Genomic DNA, 23,264 nt, shown 5'->3' on the forward strand with positions numbered 1-23,264 from the left:
TTTGCTGCGGGCTTTCTGCATTGAACATATAATCTCTGTCGATCAGCGCAATGCGCCGACCAGAACGTCGCGGCCATCCTCGATGGAAACCCAGCGGCCCGAATTGAAGGACGCCTGCCGCTTCAGATAAGTGTAGTTCGTGTCGGTCCAGAGCTTCACGTCGTCGGTGAGATTGTCGAGAATGTAATCGCCATCGGTGGTGCGGAGCGTCAGCACGGCGTGGCCCTCGCCATCAGGCTTGCGCACGACAGTGATCAGCAGGTCAGCAACGGAAAACCCGCGCTCGACCAGCTTCTTGCGCTTCAGCAGCACGAAGTCCTCACAATCGCCAGCGGTCGTGGGATATTCCCAGACCTCTTCCTTGCCGTAGATTTCCATGTCGGTCATGGCGACGATCGAGGTGTTGACGGATGTGTTGATCTCGCGAACCACACCCCAGCCATACTCGGTGACGCGTGGCGGCGGCGTCAGCTTGCTTCGAATGTTGCACTCGCTCGCGTATTTCTGACAGAACTCATAATGACCGATCGGCTGGGATGTGATCCCGCCCGTCACCATGGAAGGGCTTCCCTTGGTTCCCGCCACGGCGGAGGCGGCAGTCAATAGCCCGGCGGCAACTGCAAACAGCAGCGCACGCGCCAGCGGTGCGTTCATCATGAAACCCGTCCCTTAATTCTTAATGAAAAGTTAAGAGGGTTGGGGGTCAGGAGTCAATCACTAGCCATCGGCGGCGCGCAAGACTCGTTAAATATGGTTAAGATCGTTGCGCAAATGCCTATGTTGCAAGGGCTTTGACGGCAGCCAGCATCCTGTCGATATCCTGCGGCCGGGAAAGCCGGTGGTCGCCATCGCGGATCAGCGTCAAGACGACGTCGTCGGCAGGAAGATGTTCGAGGAGTTTCAGCGCATGCTGATAGGGAACATCGGGATCGCGCATTCCCTGCAGGATGTGAACCGGGCAGCCCGTGGTAATGATGCCGGTGAGGACTCGGTTCTGCTGCCCGTCTTCCATCAGCGCGCGCGTAAAGATGTTCGGCTCGGGGCTGTATTCCGAATGTTCCTCGAAATATCCCTTCTCCTCAAGCGACCGCTTTTCCGCATCAGTGAGGCTCGGCTCTATCAGGTCCGCCGTGAAATCGGGGGCTGGCGCAATAAGGACCAGACCGGCGACGGACGGCGTGCCGCCAGCCTTGCGCAGTTCCTCGACCATGCGCAGCGCAATCCATCCACCCATCGACGAACCGATAAGGACGACGCGCGATGGCGCCTTTTCGCGCACGACGGCAAGTGCCTCTTCAAGCCATCTTGAAATCGTACCCTTTTTGAAGTCGCCGCCGGAAGCGCCGTGCCCGGAATAATCGAGCCGCAGGCAGGCAATGCCGTTTTCCGCTGCAAAGCGGTCGAGTTCCACCGCCTTGGTTCCCGTCATGTCTGAACGGTAACCGCCGAGCCAGACAAGCGTGGGTGCATCTTCTCGTGAAGTTGCCGGGCGATGAAGGACGGCGATGTCGCGGGCGTCGTCGCCCATGCCTACACGCAGGAATTCAGCAGCTTGTTCTGTCATGTATATGCAATTCTCCTGAATTTCGCGCAACAAAGGCGGCGTATTTGCAAAAACCGTGACAACAGGTGATCTTTTCGGGCAGATATGCTATTGACTTCGCCACGGCAATAACGACATTTCCGCCGCTTGTACCAAACAAGCTGTTTTTTGCCGATGTGATCCAGAAACAGATCAGGAGAATACGACCATTCGCAGACCTTTCAAAGCCGATGCCCCCGTCAAGGAGGGCCCGCGCTCCAACCGGGAAATCCGGGTTCCCAGAGTTCAGCTTATTGATGAAGAGGGCCAGAACCTCGGTAGCATGCCGACGGACCAGGCTTTGAAAATGGCGGAGGATGCCGGTCTCGATCTCGTTGAGATTTCGCCGAACGCTGAACCGCCGGTATGCAAGATCCTCGATCTCGGCAAGCTTAAATACTCGACCCAGAAAAAAGCCGCTGAAGCGCGCAAGAAACAGAAGATCGTCGAGGTCAAGGAAATCAAGATGCGCCCCAACATCGACACGCATGACTATGACGTGAAGATGAAGGCGATGAACCGTTTCTTTGACGAAGGTGACAAGGTGAAGGTGACGCTGAAGTTCCGCGGCCGCGAAATGGCCCACCAGGAACTCGGCATGAAGCTTCTCCTGCAGGTGAAGGAAGATACCCAGGCGATTGCCAAGGTTGAAGCCGAGCCGAAGCTCGAAGGCCGTCAGATGATGATGGTTCTCGCGCCGAAATAACTCTTTCGCGCACGCCGCCCGGGCGGCATGAAGCACCACCGCAAGGGGAAGTTCGTATTCCCCGTTGCGCTTTTAACCGACTGCGGTTATAAGCGCGCGTCCGAACGGTCCGGCAGGGCATGCCGAGGCCGTTCCTGAATAGCTTGAAATAGGCCTCGTCTGCCTGTTTCGATACAAAAACACGGAGTAGCAAAATGCCCAAGATGAAGACGAAGTCCGCTGCAAAAAAGCGGTTCAAGATCACCGCCACCGGCAAGGTTGTTGCAGCCGCCGCCGGTAAGCGCCACGGCATGATCAAGCGTACCAACAAGTTCATTCGCGACGCGCGTGGAACCATGGTTCTCGCCGAAGCTGACGGCAAAAAAGTCGTCAAGAACTACCTGCCGAACGGTCTCTGAGACTTTTCCGCACTTTTGGACACTTTAAGGAGATCATGACATGGCACGCGTAAAACGTGGCGTAACTTCCCGCGCCAAGCACACCAAGACACTCAAGGCAGCCAAGGGCTTCTACGGCCGCCGCAAGAACACCATCCGCGCAGCAAAGGCTGCCGTGGATCGTTCCAAGCAGTACGCTTACCGCGACCGCAAGGTCAACAAGCGCAACTTCCGCGCTCTGTGGATCCAGCGTATCAACGCTGCTGTTCGCGAATTCGGCCTGACCTACGGCCGCTTCATCGACGGCCTGAACAAGGCTGGCATCGAAGTTGACCGCAAGGTTCTGTCCGACATGGCTATCCATGAGCCGGCAGCATTCGGCGTGCTCGTCGAGACCGCGAAGAAGGCTCTTGAGTACCTCAAGGACGCTGGTACGACCAACGAGTTTGAAACCGCTGTAAAGTAATTACGGCGCGGACAATCTGTTGTTCATTTGAAACCCGCGCCGGTCCTCCGGCGCGGGTTTTTCGTTTTCAGTTTCTGATGCAGCTCTATCGGCGTTTTTTAATTTAGAAATTTAGAATAGTTGGAGTATTCACGCCGTTTGAAGCGAAATCCTTGGTGGACGGAAATGCTGGTCAATAAAATTGAGGTTGTGGAAGCAGAAGGCTTTCGCGTTCATCTCGACGACGACGACATCGCGACCCTGATGCGCGTCCTCCTGAAAAGTGACCGGCGCATTCAAAAGGTCGAGCTTTCGCACTTGACGGTGTGGATCAAACGGCAGGGCACGGAACGTGTGACCTGGTGGATGAAAATGCAGAAGCTGCTGTCAAAACTTCTGCCTTATGCTTTTCTTCGCCCTTCGGAACCACTGGACGGCGCCGGCCTCATGCAGCGAGAGCTGGAAACGTTGCAGCAGTTCCAGCAATGTGGTTTCCCGGTTCCGCCGCTGATCTACTCGTCGCGCACAGCAATGGTGTTGGGAGATGTCGGTCCGACGCTCATGGAGCGGATGGATGCGCTAAAGGCGTCCGATCCGGTGCAACATGACGCCTTGCTTGTGAAATCCGCAGAAGCGCTTGGCGAGCTGCATGCGGCGGGCCTATGCCACGGCCGCCCGCATGTGCGTGACTTCTTTTTAAAAGACGACCGTATCGGTTTCATGGATTTCGAGGAGCGCCCGCAGGAGGTCATGCCGCTGGAGACGGCGCAGGCGCGCGATATCTGGCTGCTGTTTTTGCAGGTCGCGACCCGCGCCTGCGATGCGCCTAAAACCTGTGACGCCGCCTTTGCCCGCTGGCGTGAAAACGCCCCGCCGCGGGCGCTTGAAGAATTGTGCCGTCTGATCGGCATTCTGGGGCGATTTTTACCGCTTGCCCGGTTGATCGGGCGCGTGCGGATGGGTAGTGATCTGCGACGCTTTATCATGGCGACCGACTATCTGATGAATGCTGTGAACCCCGAAGCCGCTGTTAAAAATACCGGCAAGGCAGGAAAAGATGACTGAACTTGATACCTTGAAATCGCAACTGATGTCGGAGATCGCCGCCGCCGCCGATGAGCCGGCCATCGAAGCCGTGCGCGTCTCCGCGCTTGGCAAGAAAGGCTCGGTTTCGGAGCTTCTGAAGACGCTGGGGTCGATGACGCCGGAAGAGCGCCAGACCCGAGGCGCTGCCATCAACCAGCTCAAGACCGAAATCACCGACCTGATCGGCGAACGCAAGAGCGGCCTGAAAGATGCCGCGATTGCCGCCCGCCTAAAGGCGGAAACGCTGGATGTCAGCCTGCCGGTCCGCCAGTCTCCGACCGAGCGCGGCCGCATTCATCCGATCAGCCAGATCGTCGATGAAATCACCGCGATCTTTGCGGATATGGGCTTCTCGATCGCCGAAGGTCCGGATATCGAAACGGACTATTACAACTTCACGGCGCTGAATTTCCCCGAAGGCCATCCGGCCCGCGAAATGCATGACACCTTCTTCTTCCAGCCGGATGAAAACGGCGAGCGCAAGGTGCTGCGCACGCACACCTCGCCGGTGCAGATCCGCACCATGGAAAGCCAGAAGCCGCCGATCCGCATCGTCATTCCGGGCAAGACCTATCGTCAGGATTCCGATGCCACCCATTCGCCGATGTTCCATCAGGTCGAAGGTCTGGTGATCGACAAGAAGGCGCATGTTGGCAATCTGCGCTGGGTACTTGAAGAGTTCTGCAAGACCTTCTTTGAGGTGGATAGCGTTGTCATGCGCTTCCGCCCGTCGTTCTTCCCCTTCACGGAGCCGAGCTTCGAGGTGGATATTCAGTGCGACCGCTCCGGCCCGATCGTCAAGTTCGGCGAAGGCAACGACTGGATGGAAATCCTTGGCTGCGGCATGGTGCACCCGAATGTGCTGCGCGCCGGCGGTCTGGACCCGGATGAATATCAGGGCTTTGCCTGGGGCATGGGTCTCGACCGCATCGCCATGCTGAAATACGGCATGCCGGACCTGCGTGATTTCTTCAACGCCGATGTCCGCTGGATGAACCACTACGGCTTCCGCCCGCTCGACATGCCGACGCTGTTCGGCGGTTTGAGCGTTTAATCCGGTTAGCCAAGGAGCAAAGACATGAAATTCACTCTTTCCTGGCTGAAAGAGCATCTCGAAACGGATGCGACGCTGGACGAGATTTGCGAACGGTTGACGGCAATCGGGCTTGAGGTCGAGGACGTCGACGACAAGGCGGCCTATAAGCCTTTCGTCATTGCCAAGGTCGTCTCCGCCGAAAAACATCCCGAGGCCGACCGCCTCAAGGTGTTGATGGTGGATGCCGGTGACGGCAAGCCGGTGCAGATCGTCTGCGGCGCACCGAATGCGCGCGCCGGCCTTGTCGGTGCGCTGGCGCGTCCTGGCGTTTACGTTCCGGGCATCGATGTCACGCTTGCCGTCGGCAAGATACGCGGTGTCGAAAGCCACGGCATGATGTGCTCCGAAAAAGAGCTGAACATTTCCGACGATCACGATGGCATCATCGATCTGCCGGAAGACGCGCCGGTCGGCACTTCTTTCGCAACCTATGCCGGACTTGACGATCCGGTCATCGAGATCAATCTGACGCCAAACCGCCCGGATTGCACCTCGATCTATGGCATCGCCCGCGATCTCGCCGCTTCCGGTCTCGGCAAGCTCAAGACCAGGACAGCGCCGTCCTTCAAGGTCGAAGGCGCAACGCCGGTCGACGTTAGGCTGGAGTTGGATGACGCGGCGCTTTGCCCCGGCTTTTCGCTGCGCATCGTGCGCGGTGTGAAGAACGGCCCGAGCCCGAAGTGGATGCAGCAGCGTCTGATGGCGATCGGCTTGCGTCCCATCAATGCGCTCGTGGACATCACCAACTACATGACCTTCGATCAGGGTCGGCCGATGCACGTCTTCGATGCCGCCAAGGTCAAAGGCGATCTCACGGTCCGCCGTGCGAAGGAGGGCGAGACGATCCTCGCACTCGATCAGCGCGAATACAAGCTCGGCCCGAACAATGTCGTCATCGCCGACGAAAAGGGCCTTGAGTCCATTGGCGGCGTCATGGGCGGCGAACATTCCGGCTGCGATGAAAACACCGTTGATGTGTTGATCGAGTCCGCTCTCTGGGATCCGATCAACATCGCCAAGACCGGCCGTTCGCTCGGCATCATCACCGATGCCCGTTATCGCTTCGAGCGCGGCGTCGATCCGGAATATATGGTTCCGGGTCTGGAACGCACCACCGAACTGGTTCTGGAACTCTGCGGCGGCGTTGCCGGCGAAGCCAAGGTCGTCGGTTACAAGGGGCATCAGCCCAAGGTCGTTGATTTTCCTCTCTCGGAAGTGAAGCGTCTGACCGGTCTCGAAGTTTCGGCGGAAGAAAGCCTGGCTATTCTCAAGGGTCTCGGTTTCGGCATCGAGGGAACGGGCGAGCGTGTTTCCGTCACCGTGCCGTCCTGGCGCCCGGATGTCGATGGCAAGGCCGATCTGGTGGAAGAGGTCATGCGCATTCATGGCGTCGACAACATCAAGCCGGAACCGCTGGAAAGCTTCGGTGCCGTCAACGGCCGCATCTTGACGACGCTGCAGGTGCGCACCCGCACCGCGCGCCGTGCGCTTGCCAGCCGTGGCATGCTGGAGGCCGTCACGTGGTCCTTCATCCCGGAAGCTCACGCGAAGCTTTTCGGTGGCGGTTCGCCCGCTCTGAAACTGGCCAACCCCATCGCGGCCGATATGTCGGATATGCGTCCTTCGCTTCTGCCGGGCCTTCTGACCGCAGCACAGCGCAATGCCGACAAGGGCCATGGCGATGTGGCAATCTTCGAGGTCTCCGGCACCTATGAGGGTGACACGCCGGACACCCAGCGCCGTGTTGCCGGCGGTGTACGCCGTGGCACGGCCTCGCTCGCAGGCAGCGGCCGCATGTGGTCCAATGCCACAAAGGGCGGCGGCAAGCCGGTGGATGTCTATGACGCCAAGGCCGATGCGCTTTCGGTGCTCGAAGCCTGTGGCCTGCCGATGGCCAATGTGCAGATCGAGGCCGGCGCTCCCGGCTGGTATCACCCTGGCCGCTCCGGCACCATCAAGATGGGTCCGAAGGTCGTGCTCGGCTATTTCGGTGAATTCCACCCGAAGACTCTGTCAGAGCTGGATGTTTCCGGTGTCTATAGCGGTTTCGAGATCTATCTCGACGCCATGCCGGAGCCAAAGAAGAAGGCGACCCGCACAAAGCCGGCCCTTGAGCTTTCGCCCTTCCAGGCGGTCAAGCGCGACTTCGCCTTCGTGGTCGACAAGTCGGTCGAGGCAGGTGCCATCATCAAGGCTGCAACAAGCGCTGATCGCAAGCTGATCACCGGCGTCAATGTCTTTGACGTTTTCGAAGGCGCATCGCTTGGCGAAAGCCGCAAGTCCATCGCCATTGAAGTTCAGATCCAGCCGGTCGACAAGACGCTGACGGACGAGGATTTCGAGGCGCTGACCGCAAAGATCGTCGGTAATGTCGAGAAATCGACGGGCGGCGTGCTGAGGGCGTAAAGCTCTGTTTCATGAATTGAAAAAGCCGAGGCAGTCGCCTCGGCTTTTTTTGTTTTTAGCGGTTTGCCATCTGGGACATACGCTCGGGATATCGTTGGCCGGCAACCTTTGCTGGAGAAAGCAACGCTCCAAGGCTGGCGACTTCTTCTGCCGTCAGCGATACATCCGCTGCCGCCACGTTTTTCTCAAGATTGGCGATTTTTGTCGTACCGGGGATCGGAACGATAAAGTCACCCTGCGCCAGAACCCAGGCCAGCGCCAGCTGCCCGGCGGTAACACCCTTTTCGGCAGCCATGTCTTCCAGAAGCTTGATGAGTGCGAGATTGGCATCGAAGTTTTCACTTTGGAAGCGCGGCAGGCCGCGGCGGAAATCGTCGGATGCAAGTCCGTCGAGCGACTTCAGCGCGCCCGTCAGGGCACCACGCCCGAGCGGGCTGAAGGGGACGAAACCGATGCCAAGTTCGCGGCAGGTTTCCAGCACGCCGTTTTCCTCCACATCGCGGGTCCACAACGAATATTCGCTCTGTATGGCAGCGATCGGGTGAGTGGAATGCGCCTTGCGAAGTGTTTCGGCACTCGCTTCCGATAGGCCTAGATGTTTCACCTTGCCCTGCCGGACCAGTTCCGCCATGGCGCCGACCGTATCTTCAATTGGAACATCCGGATCGACACGATGCTGATAGAACAAGTCGATGGTGTCGACGCCTAGGCGTTTGAGAGAGGCTTCGGCGACGGCGCGCACATTTTCCGGGCGGCTGTCGGTGCCCACCATCATCTGGCCTGCGGGTTTGCTGGCGTCGATTTTGAAACCGAACTTGGTGGCAATGACCACCTTGTCGCGATAGGGCTTCAAACCCTTGCCGACGAGGATTTCGTTGTTGTAAGGCCCATAGACCTCTGCCGTGTCAAAAAAAGTGACACCGAGTTCGACGGCGCGGTGCAGCGTCGCTATTGCACTATTTTCGTCGCCGGTCGGGCTATAGGCATGGGTCATGCCCATGCAGCCGAGGCCAAGCGCCGAAACGGAAAGGTTGTTTCCGAGAGTTCTTTTTTTCATCTGTTCGTCCTTCCATGAGGAACCGCCCGTTGTCAGGGGCGTGATGAGAAGATAGCGCCCTAAGACGGCGAAAATAATCGCTGCAAATCGGTGCGGGTTGTTCTATTATTTAGAACAATGAACCGTGTGCAACTCTCCCAACTCGCTGTCCTCGCTGCCGTTGCCGAAGGCCGCAGCTTTCGCAAGGCTGCCGCCGAACTTGCCATTGCGCCTTCCGCTGTCAGCCATGCGGTGTCGTCGCTCGAAGCGAGCCTTGGCCTGCGCCTGCTGCATCGTACCACCCGCAGCGTTTCGCCGACGGAGGAGGGCAGGCGGCTTCTCGAGACGCTTGGGCCGGCCCTTGCCGAAATCGATGCCGTCATCGATACGCTTGCCGAGCATGGCGGAAGGCCGGCCGGACCGTTGCGGATCACCCTGCCGAGACTTGCGGCGGAGGACCTGATCATGGCCCGGCTTGGCGAGTTCCTGCGGTTATATCCAGATATCTCGCTGGAGATTTCGACCGATGACCGCTTCGAGGATATTGTCGCGAAAGGTTTTGATGCCGGCCTGCGGCTCGGCGAGAATCTTGAAGCGGATATGATTGCCGTGAAGGCGAGCGGCCCATGGCGTGGCGCGATTGTCGGCGCGCCCACCTATTTCGCAGAAAATCCGCCGCCCCGTGAGCCGAGGGATTTGATGCGGCATCGCTGTATTCTCCGTCGCTTCTCCAGCGGGTTGCTCTACCGCTGGGAGTTGGAAAAGGACGGCAGACCTTTGGTGGTCGATGTGCAGGGGCCGCTCATCCTGTCGGACCAGAGCCTTATTCGCCGGGCGGCGATTGACGGTGCGGGTCTGGCTTTCGTTTTCGAACAGCGCGTAGAAGACGACATCAAGGAAGGCAGGTTGGTCCGGGTGCTGGAGGACTGGTGTGCGCCCTTTGATGGTTTTTATATCTATTACCCCTCGCGCCGGCAGATGCGCCCGGCGCTGAGGGCTTTCGTGGATTTCTTCCGCTTCAGAGGGTGATCAGAACTTGATGCGATAGCGGATATGGCCGTCGCTCTTCACATAGCTGTCGTAGAGTTTCTGGGCACGGTGATTGTGCTCGTCCGTGTTCCAGTAAAGCCGGGACCAGCCCTTTTCCTTGCATATGGCAATGAGGTCATCCATCAGCGCCCGGCCTGTTCCCTTGCCGCGGATCGCGCCGTCAACGAACAGGTCTTCCAGATAGCAGTCGGGCGTTTTCACCCAAGTGGAATCATGGAAGTGATGGATGGCGAAACCGGCCATCCTGTCGCCCAGAAGAGCCACGCGCATGGAAACGCGTGATGCCGGATCGAGGATACGCGCCCATGTATGGTTCGTAACTTCCTCGGCAAGGTGTACGTTGTAGAAAGCGAGATAGTCGTTCCACAGGCGCAGCCATTCCGCCCGATCTTCTGGCTCCGCGTCGCGAATTACAAGATCCATGTCACGCGCCTGCCTTATCGAGCAGCGTCATCATCTCATCCGTCAGCTTGAGATTGACGGCGCGTTTGAAGCTTTCGAGTTGCGACAGGCTGGTGGCGCTGGCAATCGGTGCCGTCACGGCCTTCTTCCGCAATAGCCACGCCAACGCGATATCGGCAAGCTTAGCTCCGGTTTCCACGGCAACCGCATCCATGGCGCCCAGGACGGCAAGGCCGCGGGCGTTGACATATTCACCCACCCGGTAGCTGCGGGCGACGCCTTCCGTATCCGCCTTGGCGCGATATTTCCCGGTGAGGAACCCGGCCGCGAGGCTATAATAATTGATGACACCAATTTCCTGGGCGACGCAAAGATCGGCAAGCGGGCCTTCGAAATCCGCACGGTTGTAGAGATTATATTCTGGCTGCAGCACATCGTAACGGGGCAGATCGTTCTTCGCGGCCGTGTCCAGCGCTTCCTGAAGCTGGCTCACCGAATAGTTGGAGCAGCCGATGGCGCGTATCTTTCCCTGTTCCTTCAGCTTTGCAAAGGCTGCAAGCGTTTCCTCCAGCGGCACATCCGCGTCCGGCTTATGGGCGAGGTAGAGATCGATATAGTCGGTTTGCAGCCGCTTCAACGAGGCGTCGACAGCCTCTGCGATCCATTTGGCGCTGAGGCCTGTCTTCTGACCGCGATTGTCGAAACCGACCTTGGTGACGATCACCGCGTCCTCACGCTTGACGCTCGACTGTTTCAGCCATTTTCCGATGATGGCTTCCGACTCGCCGCCCTCATGCCCGTCCACCCAGGCGGAATAGACGTCTGCCGTGTCGATGGCGTTGAACCCGGCGTCGAAAAATGCATCGAGCAGGGCAAAGGAAGTCTTTTCGTCCGCTGTCCAGCCGAACACGTTGCCGCCGAAGACGATCGGGGCGATGGAGAGGCCGGTGCGGCCAAGGCTTCGTTTTTCCACGGGGAATGCTCCTGTTGCTGTCTTTGGCGGCAAGGTTATCAACTGCTTGCCGGCATAACCATTCAATTCCTTTGATGGCATTCATCAGGCAACGGGCAAAAGCGGGTGAGATCAGGCCTGAAAGCCGCGATAGTGGCTGGGCGGGAGGCGATTGTGCTGTTGCCACACGCGCCGCAAATGCCGGGCGGAGGCAAAGCCCGCCCGCTCCGCAATGGTCTCCATATCCAGACGGCTGTTTGCAAGGATGTCGCGGGCAAGATTGACCCGCATCAGGTTGACGTAGTCGATGACGCTGATGCCGGTATGCTCGCGAAACAGGCGGGACAGGTGCCTCTCGCTGAGTGCGGCAATATCGGCCAGCCGTTCCAGCGACCAGTCCTGAGCCGGCTCAGTCATCACCCGGTCCTGCACCCGGTGAATGGCGGGGTGAATGTGGTTGCGGCCGGTAAGCCAGGGGGAGATTTGCGGATCATTGCCGCTGCGCCTGAGATAAACGACCATGTTTTTGGCAATGCGCGCCGCGACCGCAGGCGATGTCAGTCGGGAAACGACATGCAGCATGAGGTCGGTGCCGGTGGAAATACCGGCACTGGAGAAGCGGTTGCCATCCTCCACAAAAAGGCGGTTTTCGGCCACCTGCGACAGCGGTGCGGTGCGGCGCAGCGCTTCGACGCAATCCGCATGTGTCGTACAGTTCCGCCCGTCGAAAAGTCCGGCTTCGCCCGCAAGCAGTGCGCCGGAGCAAATGGAAATGACTGTGGTGTCCGCGCGCACTGCGCGGCGCAACCATGCCACCAGCGCCTGCCGCTCCCGTCGCATCTCCGGCGCGTTGTCGAAGCGGGAGATGCTGCCGGAAATCAGCAGGAAAGCATTGTCCGGCAGGGTTGCGGGCAAGGCCTCCAGCCCGCAAAGCCCAAGGCCGATGGAGGATTGCTGCTGGTCATGTTCCGCGATGTAGCGGCAGTCGAAATGGATGTCCCGCTGTTCCGCGTTGGCATAACGGATCACCTCCAACGGGCCGGCAATGTCGAGCAACAACGCGTGTGGCGGCACAAGCGTATAAAAGGGAATGATGCGCGTGCCGCCATTGTCCATTAGGCGGCCTTTCGTACCGTTTCGAGAACGTCGCCGACGGTCACGATGCGCGCAAAGCGACCGGCCAGCACCAACTCGGTTCGGGTGCGAATATCATCAGGGCTGAACACGGTGCCCGAGGCGTGCGTCATTGGAAAGGTAAGCGTCGCCTCGGTGACGTAATCGACTTTGTAACCGAGGTCCGATGCATGCCGGGTGGTCGTTTCGCAGCACTGTTCGGTGCGGATGCCGGATACGATCAGCCGGTTGATACCCTTTTGCGTCAGCCAGATATCGAGGCCGGTGCCGGCGAAAGCCGAGTGGCGGTTCTTGCGAAAGGTGACGTCAGGGGTAATGCGCACACCCTCGAGTGCGCGAATATAGCCGCTCTCCTCTGCAAAGGCTCGGTCGCCATCGACATGAAAGATTTGCACGACGGGAATGCCCGACGCCTCGGCGCCGTCGATCAGTGCCTGCTGTTTTTCCAGATAGGCGGGAAGTTCGCTTTCTTGGAAATAGGGGGTGTGCCGGAAGGATTCCTGAACGTCGATGACAAGGAGTGCCGTGTGAGAAGAGGACATTTCATGATTCTCCATTGGGTTCATGCATAGCATAATTCACCTTTGAAAGGCTGGATAAAAGCATGGAAACCGACAAAGGAAGGACGAATCCGGCCATAGCTTTTGCAGTTACGTCTCGCGCGACTTGCCAGGCGGCGCGACGATGGTAAGTTTTCGGGAACTACAGAGTGGGAGAATGAAATGCTGCGCTTCGGAATAATTTCAACGGCGAAAATCGCTCAGGATCACGTCATTCCGGCGATACAGGATGCGCGGAACTGTGTGGTCAACGCCATCGCCAGCCGCGATCATGCCAAGGCGCGCGCGGTTGCAGACCGTTTTTCCGTCCCGCATGCCTTCGGCTCCTATGAGGAAATGCTTGCGTCCGATGTGATCGATACCGTCTATATTCCGCTTCCCACCTCGCAACATGTGGAATGGACCATAAAAGCTGCCAATGCCGGCAAACACGTTCTGTGTGAAAAGCCGATTGCACTCAAGGCTGAAGAGATCGACGCCATCATCGCAGCGAGGGATGACAACGGCGTTGTCGTGTCGGAGGCCTTCATGGTCACCTATTCTCCTGTTTGGGCCAAGGTGAAGGAATTGCTGGCATCAGGTGCAATCGGAACGCTGAAGCATGTGCAGGGCGCTTTCAGCTACTTCAACCGCGATCCCTGCAATATGCGCAATATTCCCGAACTTGGCGGCGGTGCCTTGCCGGATATCGGCGTCTACCCGACCATCGTCACCCGTTTTGCCACAGGTGCCGAGCCGAAGCGCGTACAGGCGAGCGTCGAGCGTGATAAGGAATTCGGCACCGATATCTATTCCAGCGTCAGGGCTGATTTCGGCGGCTTCGAACTGAGCTTTTATCTGGCGACTCAGCTTGCCGCCCGCCAGATGATGGTTTTCCACGGCACGGACGGGTACATCGAGATCAAATCTCCCTTCAACGCCAATCGCTGGGGTGCGGAGGAAATCGAGTTGACCAACCAGGGCCATAACCAGTCGCAAGTCTTCCGGTTTCAGGACAGTCGTCAGTACAAGCTGGAGGCAGAGGCCTTTGCCCGCGCGGTGAAAGGTGAGGGCGAGGTCGTCACCCTGGAAAGCTCGAGGAACAACCAGCTTTTCATCGATGCCATCTACCGTGCGGCGGAAAAGGACGGTTGGGAGACGGTTTAATCCCGATCCGCACGCTGCTTTTGAAGCCGTCTGTAGCCGTAAAGCGCCAGCACCAGTGCCGCGAGTGCCGAAAAGGCAAGCGGGACCAGCGGCTGCACCAGTGGATTGCGCCATTGCAGCAGGGCAAACAGCCCGACGCCAACCATGCGGGAGATAAGCGTGACGGCGTTCATCAGAAAGCCGTTCAGCTCATTGGGGCCATCGCCATTCGAATGGTTTAGCCTCCAACTCGTCGCAAGCCCTGCCAAAGCGCCCGGAAGACGGGCGGCAAGCGGGTCGATGCCGATATAAAAGATCAGCAGAAAAGAGATGGAAAGGTCTACAGCCAGTCCGTAAACCTCGGTCAGGGCGAAGTGGCGAAGCCGCAAGGCCGTGTGCTTTAAAGCGTCGGCTGGGTGGAACGCGGACGTTGCAGCACGAGAAGGCCGATGACCACACTCACAACGCCGAAATTATAACCGGCAAGCGCCAAGAGCAGCGACATCAGCGGCACGGCGGTTGCAGAAATCGCCATTGCGACACCATAGGCGCCGATAACCATCAGGCAGATGAAAATGATGCTGAATACCGAACGCAACGCAACTGCGGTTACGCCGAGCAATGTGGCGGTAAGAAAAATCATGAATGCCGCCTCCTCTTTGGTTGCCGGGTCTGGGATAAGACGTAGCGTCCTCTTCCCTAACGAACCCTTGTTTTCTCCTCCCTCACCCATTTTCCTAACTCGTTAGTTGAGGATATGGTTTCATCGCCGTTAAAAATAGAGCCGGCCAGTGCCGGCATTTCCGAATCGACGGGTTTTGGTTACAAACGGGCATGAGCGATATTTTCTCCAATGCCGCATTGAGCAATCTTGCCGAGTTCTCGGTTTCCGAACTGTCGGGTTCCATCAAGCGAACGGTGGAGACGGCTTTCGATCAGGTGAGGGTGCGCGGCGAGATTTCCGGCTACCGGGGTCCGCATTCTTCGGGTCACGCCTATTTCTCCCTGAAGGACGATCGCGCCCGCATCGATGCGGTTATCTGGAAGGGTACTTTCTCGCGGCTGAAGTTCCGCCCGGAAGAAGGCATGGAGGTCATCGCCACCGGCAAGGTCACCACCTTTCCCGGCTCCTCGAAATATCAGATCGTCATAGAAAGCCTCGAACCGGCCGGCGCGGGCGCGCTGATGGCTTTGCTGGAGGACCGCCGCCGACGTCTGGCGGCGGAAGGGCTGTTCGATGCGGAACGCAAACGCCGCCTGCCGTTCATGCCGCGTGTCATCGGCGTTGTCACATCGCCCACGGGCGCAGTCATTCGCGATATTCTCCACCGCATTTCGGATCGCTTTCCGGTCCATGTCGTCGTCTGGCCGGTCAAGGTGCAGGGCGAGGGCTCGGGTGAGGAAGTGGCGAACGCCATTCGCGGTTTCAATGCGCTTCAGCCCGGCGGTGAGATTGCACGCCCCGACGTGCTGATCGTCGCCCGTGGCGGCGGCAGTCTGGAAGATCTCTGGAGCTTCAACGACGAAATCGTCGTGCGCGCCGCTGCCGAGAGCGAAATCCCGCTGATTTCCGCCGTGGGGCATGAGACGGATACGACCCTGATCGACTACGCCGCCGACGTGCGCGCGCCCACACCGACGGGTGCCGCCGAAATGGCCGTGCCGGTGCGTGCGGAACTGGAGGCGCAGCTCTCCGGCCTTGCAGCGCGCCTTTCCGGCTCGGTATCACGCCAAATGGACAATCGCCGACAGGGCGTGCGTGCGCTGGTGCGTGCACTGCCATCGCTTGACCAGCTTCTGGCTCTGCCGCGCCGTCGTTTCGATGAGGCCGCAAGCGGTTTGGGTCGCGGGCTTGAGATGACGACGCTGAACAAGCGCCGCGCGTTCGAACGCTCTGCTTCGGGTCTGAGGCCGGAAATCCTGCTGAATGGCCTGCGGCAGCATCGCCAGCGTGTTACGGAACGCATGCAGAGGGCCGAGGCGCTTGTGGAGCGCCGCCTGTTGCAGGCGCAGTCGAGAATTTCCTCGACCGATTCCGCGCTGCGTTCGCTGCCCGCCCGCTTGCTCGGCCAGTTGGAGCGGCAGAAGGAACGGGTCGTCACCGCAACGCGACGTGCCGACACCGCCGTGCTTCACCGCATGGTGCAGAACCGTTCGGGCCTTGCTGCCCATGACCGCATCCTGCAGTCGCTGTCCTACAAGAATGTGTTGAACCGCGGTTATGCTGTCATCCGCGACGAGGAGAACCGGCCGCTGACCCGCGCTTCCGCCATCGCGTCCGGTGCTGTGGTGTCGATGGAGTTCGCCGACGGCCGCGTGGCCGCCCTGACGACAGGCGAGGCTACTCCATCATCTGACGTTCCCACGCCTGCCGCTCCCAAAAAGAAGCCGGTGAAACCGGCCTCTTCCGACCCGGGAAATCAGGGCAGTCTGTTCTGATCAGATCGACGCCGCATCTGAAAAACGGCGGCTGACGGTGAAGGTCTTTTCAATGTCGGGATGCAGCTCCATGCCAAGGCCGGCACCCGGCGGCACGGTGATCATGCCGTTTTTAACTTCCGGCAATGCGGTAACGAGATCGCGGTACCACGTCTTGTAGAAAGCACGCACGCTTTCCTGAACCAGCGCATTCGGTGCGTTGAGCGACAGATGCGTGGAGGCGCAGAGCACCACCGGGCCGGTGCAATCATGCGGCGCGACCGGCAGATGCCAGGCTTCGGCCATGGAAGCGATCTTACGCGCTTCGGAAAGTCCACCACACCAGCTGATGTCAAGCATCACCACACCGGCAGCGCCAGTTTCCAGGAGATCTCGGAAAGCCCAGCGCGAGCAGAGCGTCTCCGATGCGGAAATCGGCGCGGGTGAAACGGCGGCATAACGCGTCAGGCTGGAAAGGCTGTCCATCTTGATCGGATCTTCGTGCCAGAAGGTCTGGTAAGGGGTGAGCGCCTTGGCAATCTGCATGGCGGGCAGAAGCTGCCACATGGAGTGAAACTCCACCATGATATCCATCTTGTCGCCGACTGCCTTGCGGATTTTCTCGAAAGGCTCGAGTGCGCTTTTCAGGTCAGGCATCGAGATATATTGGCCGCGCGTCTTTTCCGCCGCCGCATCGAAAGGCCAGATCTTCATGGCCGTGATGCCGTCTTCCAGCAGCGAATGGGCAAGCTCGTCCGCCCGGTGCAGGAAGCCGTTCAGGTCGTCATAATCCTTGCCGCCGGACAGGCCGTAATTGGCCGTCTGCTGGCCGGTCGCCTTCTTGATATATTCCGTGCCCGCGCAGGTATTGTAGGTGCGGATTTCCCTGCGGCTGAAGCCGCCAAGCAATTGCGCAATAGGCTGGTTGGTGGCCTTGCCGAAAATATCCCAAAGCGCGATATCGAAGGCCGAATTGCCGCGTACTTCCGCCCCCGATGAACGGAAGCCGAGATAACCGACGAGGTCCTGTGCCAGAAGGTCGATCTGCAGCGGATCGCGGCCGATCACGCGGGGTGCGATATATTCGTGCACATAGGTTTCAACCGTCTCGGCGCCGTAGAAGGTTTCACCAAGTCCGGTAATGCCCTCATCAGTGTGGACCAGAACCCAGAGCAGGTTTGCCCGTTCCGCCACGCGGACGGTTTCGAGTTTCGTAATTTTCATGAAGTGTCTCCTCCAGAGGCAGGCAGTTTTCGATCTGGAACTGCGTTTGAAAAATCAGGCGATGCCGGCGGCCAGAAGCGCATGCACGCTTTCATCGAAATGCCGCGCCATAAGTGTTGAGGCCGTTTGCGGGTCGCCCGCGGCAATGGCCTGTCCGATGGCGATATGAAGTTCAGTCGCGGCATGACGCTGCGCGTCGGATTTGCGGCTCTTCCAGCCGATCGGCCATGTCTGGCGCGTCACATTCTGAAAGGCGCCGAGAATGAGTTCGAAAACCGGGTTCTTGGAGGCTCTGGCAACGGCAAGGTGAAAGGCAAGGTCGTGTTCCATGACCGTGTCACTATTGCCGAAGTCCCGCTCCATATTGTTGGCGTGGTCGAGAATGGTGAGCGCCTCCGCATCCGTTCGCCGCAGCGCCGCCAACGTCACGGTTCTGACTTCGATAGTGCGACGTACGTCGTAAATCTGCTGGATGTTGATCTGCTCGGTGTGAATGCCATGTTCGAACATCAGCGACATCGCGCCATGATCCAGCGTCGCCACCGTAGCGCGCTTGCCGACGCTGACATCGATCAGCCGCATGGCCGACAGGGACCGGAAAGCCTCGCGAACAACGGTCCGCGAGACACCGAGCTGCTGCGAGAGCGAAAGCTCGCTCGGCAGCTTCGCTCCGGGGGCAAGTTCGTTTTCGCGAATGTGGCGCGTGATTGCGCCAATCGCGCTGCTGACGAGGTCGGTTTCATGCGAAATGGGCTTATACAATCTTTCCTCCAACCTGTAGGACAGGTTTATGGAAAATTGCTTATAGGATTTTTATCGCCGAAACAAGCGCCATCACCTGCGCGATTGCTGGTTCCTGTCCGCGTTGTGGGAAACCTAAGCTTCAAACCCCTGGAGGAACCGCTTCACAAGCTTGTTCAGCGCCGTGCGCTCTTCTTCGCTAAGCTGTGCGACCAGCCGTTGCTGGTTCTCGACATGGGCGCTGACCGCGTCCTCGACAATGGCAAATCCCCGCTCCGTCAATGATATCAACACGCTGCGACGATCCTGCGGGTTGTGGATGCGCTCCACCAGACCGGCTTTTTCCAGTTGGTCGATCCGGTTGGTCATTGTGCCGGAGCTTACCATTGTCATAGCCAGCAGATCACCGGGCGAAAGCCGGTAGGGTGCGCCCGCGCGCCGCAATGTCGCCAGCACATCAAAAGCGGAAGAGGAGAGGCCGTGTTTCAGCAGCACCGCCTCCACCTCGCGACCGAGATGCGTGGTTAGCCGTTTCAAGCGCCCAAGCAGCCCCATGGGCGCGACATCGAGATCGGGCCTCTCCTTGCGCCATTGCGCCAGAATGTGATCGACGTGATCGAGCGGTTCTTTGTTCATCTCCAAGGCATAACAAATGATATCTTGACGTCAAGATAAAATTGACTAGACTATATTTATCTTGATATAGAGATTCTTGAAATGAAGAAAAATACCACCTATGCCGCCGATGTGCTGGTGACCGCACTTGCCCCCGCCATCTGGGGAACGACCTACTTCGTCACCACCGAATTCCTGCCGCATGGATATCCATTCCATGTTGCGATGCTGCGCGCCTTGCCGGCCGGCGTATTGCTCTTGCTTCTGGTCAGAAAACTACCGGAGGGCATTTGGTGGCCACGCAGCCTTATTCTAGGTGCGCTGAATTTCTCGTTTTTCTGGGCGATGCTTTTCGTTTCGGCTTACCGGCTGCCGGGTGGTGTAGCCGCGACTGTGGGTGCGGTCCAACCCCTGATCGTCATCGGCCTTTCGCGGCTGTTTCTCGCCGCGCCGGTCCGGCCGCTGGCCATTGTCGCTGGTCTTCTGGGTATTGTCGGCGTCGCACTTCTGGTTTTGGCGCCGGGTGCTGCCGCGCTGGATGCCGTCGGCGTGGCTGCGGGTCTTGCAGGCGCCGTATCAATGGCCTTTGGAACCGTGCTCACCCGCAAATGGCGACCGCCGGTGTCGAACCTCACCTTTACGGCCTGGCAATTGACGGCTGGAGGCATTCTGCTTCTGCCGGTCGCATATTTCCTGGAACCGGCCCTACCTGCACCGACCGCGGCCAATATTCTCGGCATGGCCTATCTCGGCATTATTGGTGCCGCCTTGACCTATTTTCTGTGGTTCCGGGGTCTCGCCCGCATCGAACCCTCGGCTGCAGCCTCGCTCGGTTTCCTAAGCCCCGTCGTTGCGACCCTGCTTGGCTGGCTGGCGCTCGGCCAAAGCCTCACGCCAGTGCAAATCGTCGGGTTCGTTGCGGTGCTTTTCAGCATCTGGCTCAGTCAGCGGAGCCAGATGCCGAAATAGCTCTTTATCAGGCCCATTCGCCCTTGCGCATCACTGGAACCGTGGAGCCATCCGGCTTCACGCCATCGATATCCACCTTGTCGGAACCGATCATCCAGTCGATGTGAATCAGGCTCGAATTGCCGCCCTGCGCCTTGATCTGATCCTGAGACAGCGAAGCGCCATCAACGAAGCATTTCGAATAGCATTGGCCGAGCGCAATGTGGCAGGAGGCGTTTTCGTCGAACAGCGTGTTGTAGAACAGGATGCCACTTGCCGAAATCGGCGAGGAATGCGGCACCAGCGCCACTTCACCCAGACGCCGCGCACCCTCGTCGGTATCGAGCACCTTGTTCAGCACGGCTTCGCCCTTCGAAGCCTTGGCTTCCACGATGCGGCCGCCTTCGAATTTCACCTGGATATCGTCGATCAGCGTTCCCTGATGTGAAAGCGGCTTGGTGCTGGACACGTAACCGTCCACGCGCAGCGCATGCGGTGTGGTGAACACTTCTTCCGTCGGAATGTTCGGGTTGCAGGTGACACCGTTCTTGGCGGTGGAGGCGCCCCCATGCCATTCGTGGCCGTCCGCCAGGCCGATTTTCACGTCCGTGCCGGGACCGGTGAAATGCAGCGACGAGAAATGTTCACCGTTCAGCCATGCGGAACGCTTGGCGAGATTGGCGTTATGCTCCGCCCATGCCGCAACCGGATCGGCAAGATCCACCCGCGAAGCGGCGAAGATGGCGTCCGCGAGCTTGCGAACCGCTTCGTCTTCCGTCACACCGGGAAAGACCTGTTTTGCCCAGGACGGGTTTGGATAGGAGATAATGTTCCAGTTGATGTCGAAGTTGGAAATCTTCTCAAGCGCCGGCTTATAGGCCGTGGAATTGGCCTTGTTGGCGCGCGCCACCTTGGCGGGATCCTGTTCGGCCAGCAGCATCGGGTTGTCACCCGCAATCGCCAGCCGCGCCGCGCCATTGGCATAGGCCTTGGCCATGCCGTCATAGAGCCAGCCGGAAGCCCGGTCGAAATTGGCGTCGCTGGCGTGGCGGTAGCGGGAAAGCGTGGTTTCTTCGTCGGAATAGAAGGTGGTGACCAGCCCACCGCCGGCAAGATAGGCGTGTTTGGTCAAAAACCGCACCAGCGGCAACGCCGCCAGCGGAGCGGTGATCACCAGATCCTGATCCTTCTGCAATTGCAGGCCGACCTTAATGGCGACTTCAGCCAGTTTCTCGAGTTTGACGGGATCGATGGGGGAAACAGTCATGATCTGCCTTCGTATATTTCAATCGGAGGCGCCGACCATAGCCCATTCGCTTCGAAAGCCAAATGCTTTCAAAGCTGTGTTCAGACGTCAATCGGCCACCAAAGGTGCGACAACGGCTTTCAGCGCTGCCTGCGCGTCGCCGGGGGAAAGCCTCACCTGCAAACCGCGCTGGCCGCCATTCATGTAGACATAGGAATGTGTCATGGCCTCAGCCTCTATGGCGGTCGGAACCTGTTTCTTCTGTCCAAAAGGGCTGATGCCGCCCACATGATAACCGGTTGCCCGCTCTGCATCGGCGGGCTTCATCATGCTTGCGGATTTGCCCCCGAAGGCGGCGGCGAGCTTCTTCATGCTCACTTCCCGGTCGGATGGGACGACGACGCAGACCGGCTTGCCATCCAGCTCAGCCATCAGTGTTTTAAGAACCAGATGTGGCGGCTCGCCGATAGCTTCGGCCGCCTGCAGGCCGATCCGGTCGGCATTCGGGTCGTAGTCATAGGTAACTGTGGTGAAGTTCACACCGGCCTTGGTCAGCATCTGTGTAGCGCGGGTTGTCTTGGACATGGCGGCTTGCGCTCACGCAAAGAGGGACTGATAGGTTTCCGGCTTGAAGCCGACGGTTATCGTCGCCTTGGCCTCCAGAACCGGTCGCTTGATCATGGAGGGCTGCTCCAGCATCAGGCCAATGGCCTTTTCACGGGTAAGATCGGCTTTCTGTGTATCGTCCAGTTTTTTGAAGGTGGTGCCAGCCCGGTTCAGAACCGTTTCCCAGCCCGCGGCATCGCACCATGTTTCGAGATGGGCCTGGTCGATGCCGGCCGTCTTGTAGTCATGGAAAGAATAGTCGACACCGTTGGCTTCCAGCCAGCTTCTGGCTTTTTTCATCGTGTCGCAGTTCTTGATGCCGTAAATGGTGACCGTCATGTTGCCTGCCTCTTTGTCTTGAACTTCCGGCATAACAAATAATGCGCCGTATTCAACCCGCAGCCTGAAGCACGGGATTCAAGCCATGCAAAAATGCAGTGTCTGACATCCAAACGAGCGCGAGCAAAGCTGCATGGCTTCCCTGCTACATCATGAGTTGTAGCAGAGGCCGAAAATGCCCATTATCTGGGCATCAAAGATGGAGAGAAAAATGCGTCAGGTTGCAAAGACATCGCGTAACTTCTTTGGCGAAACTTTCGCCGTTCTCGGTGCCGCACTTTCGGTTTCGGCCGCTGTTCGCGCGCATCGCAAGCCGGCCCGCGCCGACCTCGAAGCGCTTGGCATCGACGGCAAGGCTTTCGACAAGGTTCAGCTCTAAGCTGATTATCGTTTGCAGCGAGGCGACATCGCCTCGCTCGTGCGTATATGTTGGCGGGCCTTAGCGTTCCGCCTGCTTTCGGTTAGGCCGTTTTCTCGGACCGATCAGTTTATCCGGTAAATGCAGCTGGCTTTCGAGCGGCTCATAACGATCCGCTTTTGCGGAAAGTGCGAAGCGTCCAAGAGACTCATGTCGCGTTTCGCCATTGTGGCTGAAAACAAGCTCGAAATTACCCGCAAGCCAGCTATAAGGCTTTCCGGCTGGCATCGGCTCTATCTTCCCGCAGCCATAAATCATCGTGATATGCGGCGTGAAAGATGGTGCCGCGATATAGGGAAGGTTCGCCTGTCGAAGCGCCCGTTGCAGCAGCTTCACCAGAGCGTTGATCTCCGGCAGATCACCACCGTTTCGCAGTACCAGACTGTTGCGATTGCCGAAAAGCGCGCTTCCGTCCAGGGTGACTGGAACAGGCCGCGCGCTTACCGCACCCATTGCCGCCTTCAGCCTGCTTGTCAGTCCGTGAGGGATTGTCTCGAAACATCCCAAACACAGCAGGGTTATGTGCAGAAGCTCGGCCGGATATGCCTCGCGCGTTGTCCGACCCATGGCATGATGCGACGCATCGACAAAAATTCTTTCCGCCAATTGCCGTGGTGGCTTCAGCAGTAGCAGGAGCTTGTTTCGAAAGCGCGGATTGATGCGCCGTATTTTCTGCGGCTCCAACCCATCAAAACAAAGCTGCCTTAAGGCTCTTTCGTCCGCCAACTCGCACTCCATGACGATGCTCCACA

General features: G+C 58.7%; 27 protein-coding genes. 11 read left to right on the top strand and 16 right to left on the bottom strand.

The genetic code is table 11. The annotated features are described in order from the left end of the window. Nucleotides 1-42: 42 nt before the first annotated feature. On the bottom strand, nucleotides 43-657 hold the full coding sequence (locus CRO62_RS18875) for a transglutaminase-like cysteine peptidase (RefSeq protein ID WP_097101168.1): 615 nt from the start codon (nucleotides 655-657) through the stop codon (nucleotides 43-45). Nucleotides 658-775: 118 nt separating this feature from the next. Further along, entirely contained in the window at nucleotides 776-1,564 is a 789-nt protein-coding gene (locus CRO62_RS18880; RefSeq protein ID WP_097101171.1) for an alpha/beta hydrolase, read from the bottom strand. 187 nt (nucleotides 1,565-1,751) lie between these two features. Here CRO62_RS18880 and infC point away from each other — a divergent pair, with 187 nt between their 5' ends. The 6 genes from infC (at nucleotide 1,752) to pheT (ending at nucleotide 7,698) form a co-directional block, all read left to right on the top strand. Further along, nucleotides 1,752-2,288 carry a translation initiation factor IF-3 gene (gene infC, locus CRO62_RS18885; RefSeq protein ID WP_060641871.1) on the top strand — a complete coding sequence of 179 codons (537 nt, stop codon included), beginning with the start codon at nucleotides 1,752-1,754 and terminating at the stop codon, nucleotides 2,286-2,288. A 194-nt stretch (nucleotides 2,289-2,482) separates the two neighbouring features. Continuing rightward, nucleotides 2,483-2,686, top strand: coding sequence for a 50S ribosomal protein L35 (gene rpmI / locus CRO62_RS18890; RefSeq protein WP_003493355.1), 204 nt, complete (start codon nucleotides 2,483-2,485; stop codon nucleotides 2,684-2,686). 40 nt (nucleotides 2,687-2,726) lie between these two features. Then, nucleotides 2,727-3,131: a 50S ribosomal protein L20 gene (gene rplT / locus CRO62_RS18895; protein ID WP_097101173.1), complete on the top strand. Its 405-nt coding sequence runs from the start codon at nucleotides 2,727-2,729 to the stop codon at nucleotides 3,129-3,131. A gap of 165 nt (nucleotides 3,132-3,296) precedes the next feature. After that, nucleotides 3,297-4,175 carry a lipopolysaccharide kinase InaA family protein gene (locus CRO62_RS18900; protein WP_097101175.1) on the top strand — a complete coding sequence of 293 codons (879 nt, stop codon included), beginning with the start codon at nucleotides 3,297-3,299 and terminating at the stop codon, nucleotides 4,173-4,175. Then, on the top strand, nucleotides 4,168-5,250 hold the full coding sequence (gene pheS, locus CRO62_RS18905) for a phenylalanine--tRNA ligase subunit alpha (RefSeq protein WP_003514626.1): 1,083 nt from the start codon (nucleotides 4,168-4,170) through the stop codon (nucleotides 5,248-5,250). The genes CRO62_RS18900 and pheS overlap by 8 nt, the downstream gene beginning before the upstream one ends. Before the next feature lie 24 nt (nucleotides 5,251-5,274). Next, nucleotides 5,275-7,698: a phenylalanine--tRNA ligase subunit beta gene (pheT, locus tag CRO62_RS18910; RefSeq protein ID WP_097101177.1), complete on the top strand. Its 2,424-nt coding sequence runs from the start codon at nucleotides 5,275-5,277 to the stop codon at nucleotides 7,696-7,698. 55 nt (nucleotides 7,699-7,753) lie between these two features. Here the strand turns inward: pheT and CRO62_RS18915 are convergent, their stop codons facing one another. Continuing rightward, entirely contained in the window at nucleotides 7,754-8,755 is a 1,002-nt protein-coding gene (locus CRO62_RS18915; protein ID WP_025592182.1) for an aldo/keto reductase, read from the bottom strand. A 117-nt stretch (nucleotides 8,756-8,872) separates the two neighbouring features. Here CRO62_RS18915 and CRO62_RS18920 point away from each other — a divergent pair, with 117 nt between their 5' ends. Then, nucleotides 8,873-9,763, top strand: coding sequence for a LysR family transcriptional regulator (locus tag CRO62_RS18920; protein WP_097101179.1), 891 nt, complete (start codon nucleotides 8,873-8,875; stop codon nucleotides 9,761-9,763). On the opposite strand, the gene CRO62_RS18925 is transcribed toward CRO62_RS18920, so the two are convergent. From CRO62_RS18925 to CRO62_RS18940, 4 genes are all read right to left on the bottom strand, one after another. After that, nucleotides 9,764-10,207 (bottom strand): GNAT family N-acetyltransferase, encoded by a 444-nt coding sequence (locus CRO62_RS18925; RefSeq protein WP_097101181.1) that lies wholly within the window; start codon nucleotides 10,205-10,207, stop codon nucleotides 9,764-9,766. Nucleotide 10,208: 1 nt separating this feature from the next. Beyond that, complete coding sequence (locus tag CRO62_RS18930; RefSeq protein WP_038492642.1) at nucleotides 10,209-11,159, bottom strand: aldo/keto reductase; 951 nt, start codon at nucleotides 11,157-11,159, stop codon at nucleotides 10,209-10,211. 111 nt (nucleotides 11,160-11,270) lie between these two features. Continuing rightward, complete coding sequence (locus CRO62_RS18935; RefSeq protein ID WP_097101183.1) at nucleotides 11,271-12,254, bottom strand: GlxA family transcriptional regulator; 984 nt, start codon at nucleotides 12,252-12,254, stop codon at nucleotides 11,271-11,273. Beyond that, a complete protein-coding gene (locus tag CRO62_RS18940) occupies nucleotides 12,254-12,814 on the bottom strand; it encodes a cysteine hydrolase family protein (RefSeq protein ID WP_097101185.1) in 561 nt (186 codons plus the stop codon). Before CRO62_RS18940 ends, CRO62_RS18935 begins: the two co-directional genes overlap by 1 nt. 180 nt (nucleotides 12,815-12,994) lie before the next feature. Here CRO62_RS18940 and CRO62_RS18945 point away from each other — a divergent pair, with 180 nt between their 5' ends. Further along, nucleotides 12,995-13,978 (top strand): Gfo/Idh/MocA family protein, encoded by a 984-nt coding sequence (locus CRO62_RS18945; RefSeq protein WP_097101187.1) that lies wholly within the window; start codon nucleotides 12,995-12,997, stop codon nucleotides 13,976-13,978. On the opposite strand, the gene CRO62_RS18950 is transcribed toward CRO62_RS18945, so the two are convergent. Both CRO62_RS18950 and CRO62_RS18955 read right to left on the bottom strand, forming a co-directional pair. Next, complete coding sequence (locus CRO62_RS18950) at nucleotides 13,975-14,346, bottom strand: hypothetical protein (protein WP_065688403.1); 372 nt, start codon at nucleotides 14,344-14,346, stop codon at nucleotides 13,975-13,977. The genes CRO62_RS18945 and CRO62_RS18950 overlap by 4 nt on opposite strands. 11 nt (nucleotides 14,347-14,357) lie before the next feature. Continuing rightward, a complete protein-coding gene (locus CRO62_RS18955; protein WP_003514644.1) occupies nucleotides 14,358-14,600 on the bottom strand; it encodes a hypothetical protein in 243 nt (80 codons plus the stop codon). Between the two features lie 191 nt (nucleotides 14,601-14,791). Between CRO62_RS18955 and xseA the strand changes: the two genes are divergently transcribed. Further along, nucleotides 14,792-16,396, top strand: a complete 1,605-nt coding sequence (gene xseA / locus CRO62_RS18960; protein ID WP_097101190.1) for an exodeoxyribonuclease VII large subunit — start codon at nucleotides 14,792-14,794, stop codon at nucleotides 16,394-16,396. On the opposite strand, the gene CRO62_RS18965 is transcribed toward xseA, so the two are convergent. From CRO62_RS18965 to CRO62_RS18975, 3 genes are all read right to left on the bottom strand, one after another. Next, nucleotides 16,397-17,599 carry a mandelate racemase/muconate lactonizing enzyme family protein gene (locus CRO62_RS18965; RefSeq protein WP_097101193.1) on the bottom strand — a complete coding sequence of 401 codons (1,203 nt, stop codon included), beginning with the start codon at nucleotides 17,597-17,599 and terminating at the stop codon, nucleotides 16,397-16,399. Nucleotides 17,600-17,653: 54 nt separating this feature from the next. Continuing rightward, nucleotides 17,654-18,361, bottom strand: a complete 708-nt coding sequence (locus tag CRO62_RS18970; protein WP_097101195.1) for a FadR/GntR family transcriptional regulator — start codon at nucleotides 18,359-18,361, stop codon at nucleotides 17,654-17,656. A 114-nt stretch (nucleotides 18,362-18,475) separates the two neighbouring features. Then, nucleotides 18,476-18,976, bottom strand: a complete 501-nt coding sequence (locus CRO62_RS18975) for a MarR family winged helix-turn-helix transcriptional regulator (RefSeq protein WP_097101197.1) — start codon at nucleotides 18,974-18,976, stop codon at nucleotides 18,476-18,478. Nucleotides 18,977-19,057: 81 nt separating this feature from the next. On the opposite strand from CRO62_RS18975, the gene CRO62_RS18980 reads away from it, so the two are divergent. Beyond that, entirely contained in the window at nucleotides 19,058-19,924 is an 867-nt protein-coding gene (locus CRO62_RS18980; RefSeq protein ID WP_097101199.1) for an EamA family transporter, read from the top strand. A 7-nt stretch (nucleotides 19,925-19,931) separates the two neighbouring features. Here CRO62_RS18980 and CRO62_RS18985 read toward each other — a convergent pair whose 3' ends face one another. The 3 genes from CRO62_RS18985 to CRO62_RS18995 all read right to left on the bottom strand — a co-directional run bounded on the left by CRO62_RS18985 (nucleotide 19,932) and on the right by CRO62_RS18995 (nucleotide 22,094). After that, the gene (locus tag CRO62_RS18985; RefSeq protein ID WP_097101201.1) at nucleotides 19,932-21,170 is read right to left on the bottom strand and encodes an aminopeptidase; all 1,239 of its coding nucleotides are present in this window, start codon (nucleotides 21,168-21,170) and stop codon (nucleotides 19,932-19,934) included. 87 nt (nucleotides 21,171-21,257) lie between these two features. Then, entirely contained in the window at nucleotides 21,258-21,734 is a 477-nt protein-coding gene (gene ybaK, locus CRO62_RS18990; protein WP_097101203.1) for a Cys-tRNA(Pro) deacylase, read from the bottom strand. Nucleotides 21,735-21,746: 12 nt separating this feature from the next. Then, the gene (locus CRO62_RS18995) at nucleotides 21,747-22,094 is read right to left on the bottom strand and encodes an ArsC family reductase (RefSeq protein ID WP_097103132.1); all 348 of its coding nucleotides are present in this window, start codon (nucleotides 22,092-22,094) and stop codon (nucleotides 21,747-21,749) included. A gap of 211 nt (nucleotides 22,095-22,305) precedes the next feature. Between CRO62_RS18995 and CRO62_RS27240 the strand changes: the two genes are divergently transcribed. Next, nucleotides 22,306-22,473, top strand: coding sequence for a hypothetical protein (locus CRO62_RS27240; protein ID WP_003503889.1), 168 nt, complete (start codon nucleotides 22,306-22,308; stop codon nucleotides 22,471-22,473). A gap of 60 nt (nucleotides 22,474-22,533) precedes the next feature. Here CRO62_RS27240 and CRO62_RS19005 read toward each other — a convergent pair whose 3' ends face one another. Then, nucleotides 22,534-23,250, bottom strand: a complete 717-nt coding sequence (locus CRO62_RS19005) for a 2'-5' RNA ligase family protein (protein ID WP_097101207.1) — start codon at nucleotides 23,248-23,250, stop codon at nucleotides 22,534-22,536. Nucleotides 23,251-23,264 lie beyond the last annotated feature (14 nt).

The organism is Rhizobium sp. AN6A (genome assembly GCF_900215635.1).
GTDB classification, from domain to species: domain Bacteria; phylum Pseudomonadota; class Alphaproteobacteria; order Rhizobiales; family Rhizobiaceae; genus Agrobacterium; species Agrobacterium tumefaciens.

Coding starts and splice junctions, on each gene's coding strand:
- CRO62_RS18875 (WP_097101168.1), bottom strand. CDS start 657: ATGATGAACGCACCGCTGGCGCGTGCGCTGCTGTTTGCAGTTGCCGCC.
- CRO62_RS18880 (WP_097101171.1), bottom strand. CDS start 1,564: ATGACAGAACAAGCTGCTGAATTCCTGCGTGTAGGCATGGGCGACGAC.
- rpmI (WP_003493355.1), top strand. CDS start 2,483: ATGCCCAAGATGAAGACGAAGTCCGCTGCAAAAAAGCGGTTCAAGATC.
- rplT (WP_097101173.1), top strand. CDS start 2,727: ATGGCACGCGTAAAACGTGGCGTAACTTCCCGCGCCAAGCACACCAAG.
- CRO62_RS18900 (WP_097101175.1), top strand. CDS start 3,297: ATGCTGGTCAATAAAATTGAGGTTGTGGAAGCAGAAGGCTTTCGCGTT.
- pheS (WP_003514626.1), top strand. CDS start 4,168: ATGACTGAACTTGATACCTTGAAATCGCAACTGATGTCGGAGATCGCC.
- pheT (WP_097101177.1), top strand. CDS start 5,275: ATGAAATTCACTCTTTCCTGGCTGAAAGAGCATCTCGAAACGGATGCG.
- CRO62_RS18915 (WP_025592182.1), bottom strand. CDS start 8,755: ATGAAAAAAAGAACTCTCGGAAACAACCTTTCCGTTTCGGCGCTTGGC.
- CRO62_RS18920 (WP_097101179.1), top strand. CDS start 8,873: ATGAACCGTGTGCAACTCTCCCAACTCGCTGTCCTCGCTGCCGTTGCC.
- CRO62_RS18925 (WP_097101181.1), bottom strand. CDS start 10,207: ATGGATCTTGTAATTCGCGACGCGGAGCCAGAAGATCGGGCGGAATGG.
- CRO62_RS18935 (WP_097101183.1), bottom strand. CDS start 12,254: ATGGACAATGGCGGCACGCGCATCATTCCCTTTTATACGCTTGTGCCG.
- CRO62_RS18940 (WP_097101185.1), bottom strand. CDS start 12,814: ATGTCCTCTTCTCACACGGCACTCCTTGTCATCGACGTTCAGGAATCC.
- CRO62_RS18945 (WP_097101187.1), top strand. CDS start 12,995: ATGCTGCGCTTCGGAATAATTTCAACGGCGAAAATCGCTCAGGATCAC.
- CRO62_RS18955 (WP_003514644.1), bottom strand. CDS start 14,600: ATGATTTTTCTTACCGCCACATTGCTCGGCGTAACCGCAGTTGCGTTG.
- xseA (WP_097101190.1), top strand. CDS start 14,792: ATGAGCGATATTTTCTCCAATGCCGCATTGAGCAATCTTGCCGAGTTC.
- CRO62_RS18965 (WP_097101193.1), bottom strand. CDS start 17,599: ATGAAAATTACGAAACTCGAAACCGTCCGCGTGGCGGAACGGGCAAAC.
- CRO62_RS18975 (WP_097101197.1), bottom strand. CDS start 18,976: ATGAACAAAGAACCGCTCGATCACGTCGATCACATTCTGGCGCAATGG.
- CRO62_RS18980 (WP_097101199.1), top strand. CDS start 19,058: ATGAAGAAAAATACCACCTATGCCGCCGATGTGCTGGTGACCGCACTT.
- CRO62_RS18985 (WP_097101201.1), bottom strand. CDS start 21,170: ATGACTGTTTCCCCCATCGATCCCGTCAAACTCGAGAAACTGGCTGAA.
- ybaK (WP_097101203.1), bottom strand. CDS start 21,734: ATGTCCAAGACAACCCGCGCTACACAGATGCTGACCAAGGCCGGTGTG.
- CRO62_RS18995 (WP_097103132.1), bottom strand. CDS start 22,094: ATGACGGTCACCATTTACGGCATCAAGAACTGCGACACGATGAAAAAA.
- CRO62_RS27240 (WP_003503889.1), top strand. CDS start 22,306: ATGCGTCAGGTTGCAAAGACATCGCGTAACTTCTTTGGCGAAACTTTC.
- CRO62_RS19005 (WP_097101207.1), bottom strand. CDS start 23,250: ATGGAGTGCGAGTTGGCGGACGAAAGAGCCTTAAGGCAGCTTTGTTTT.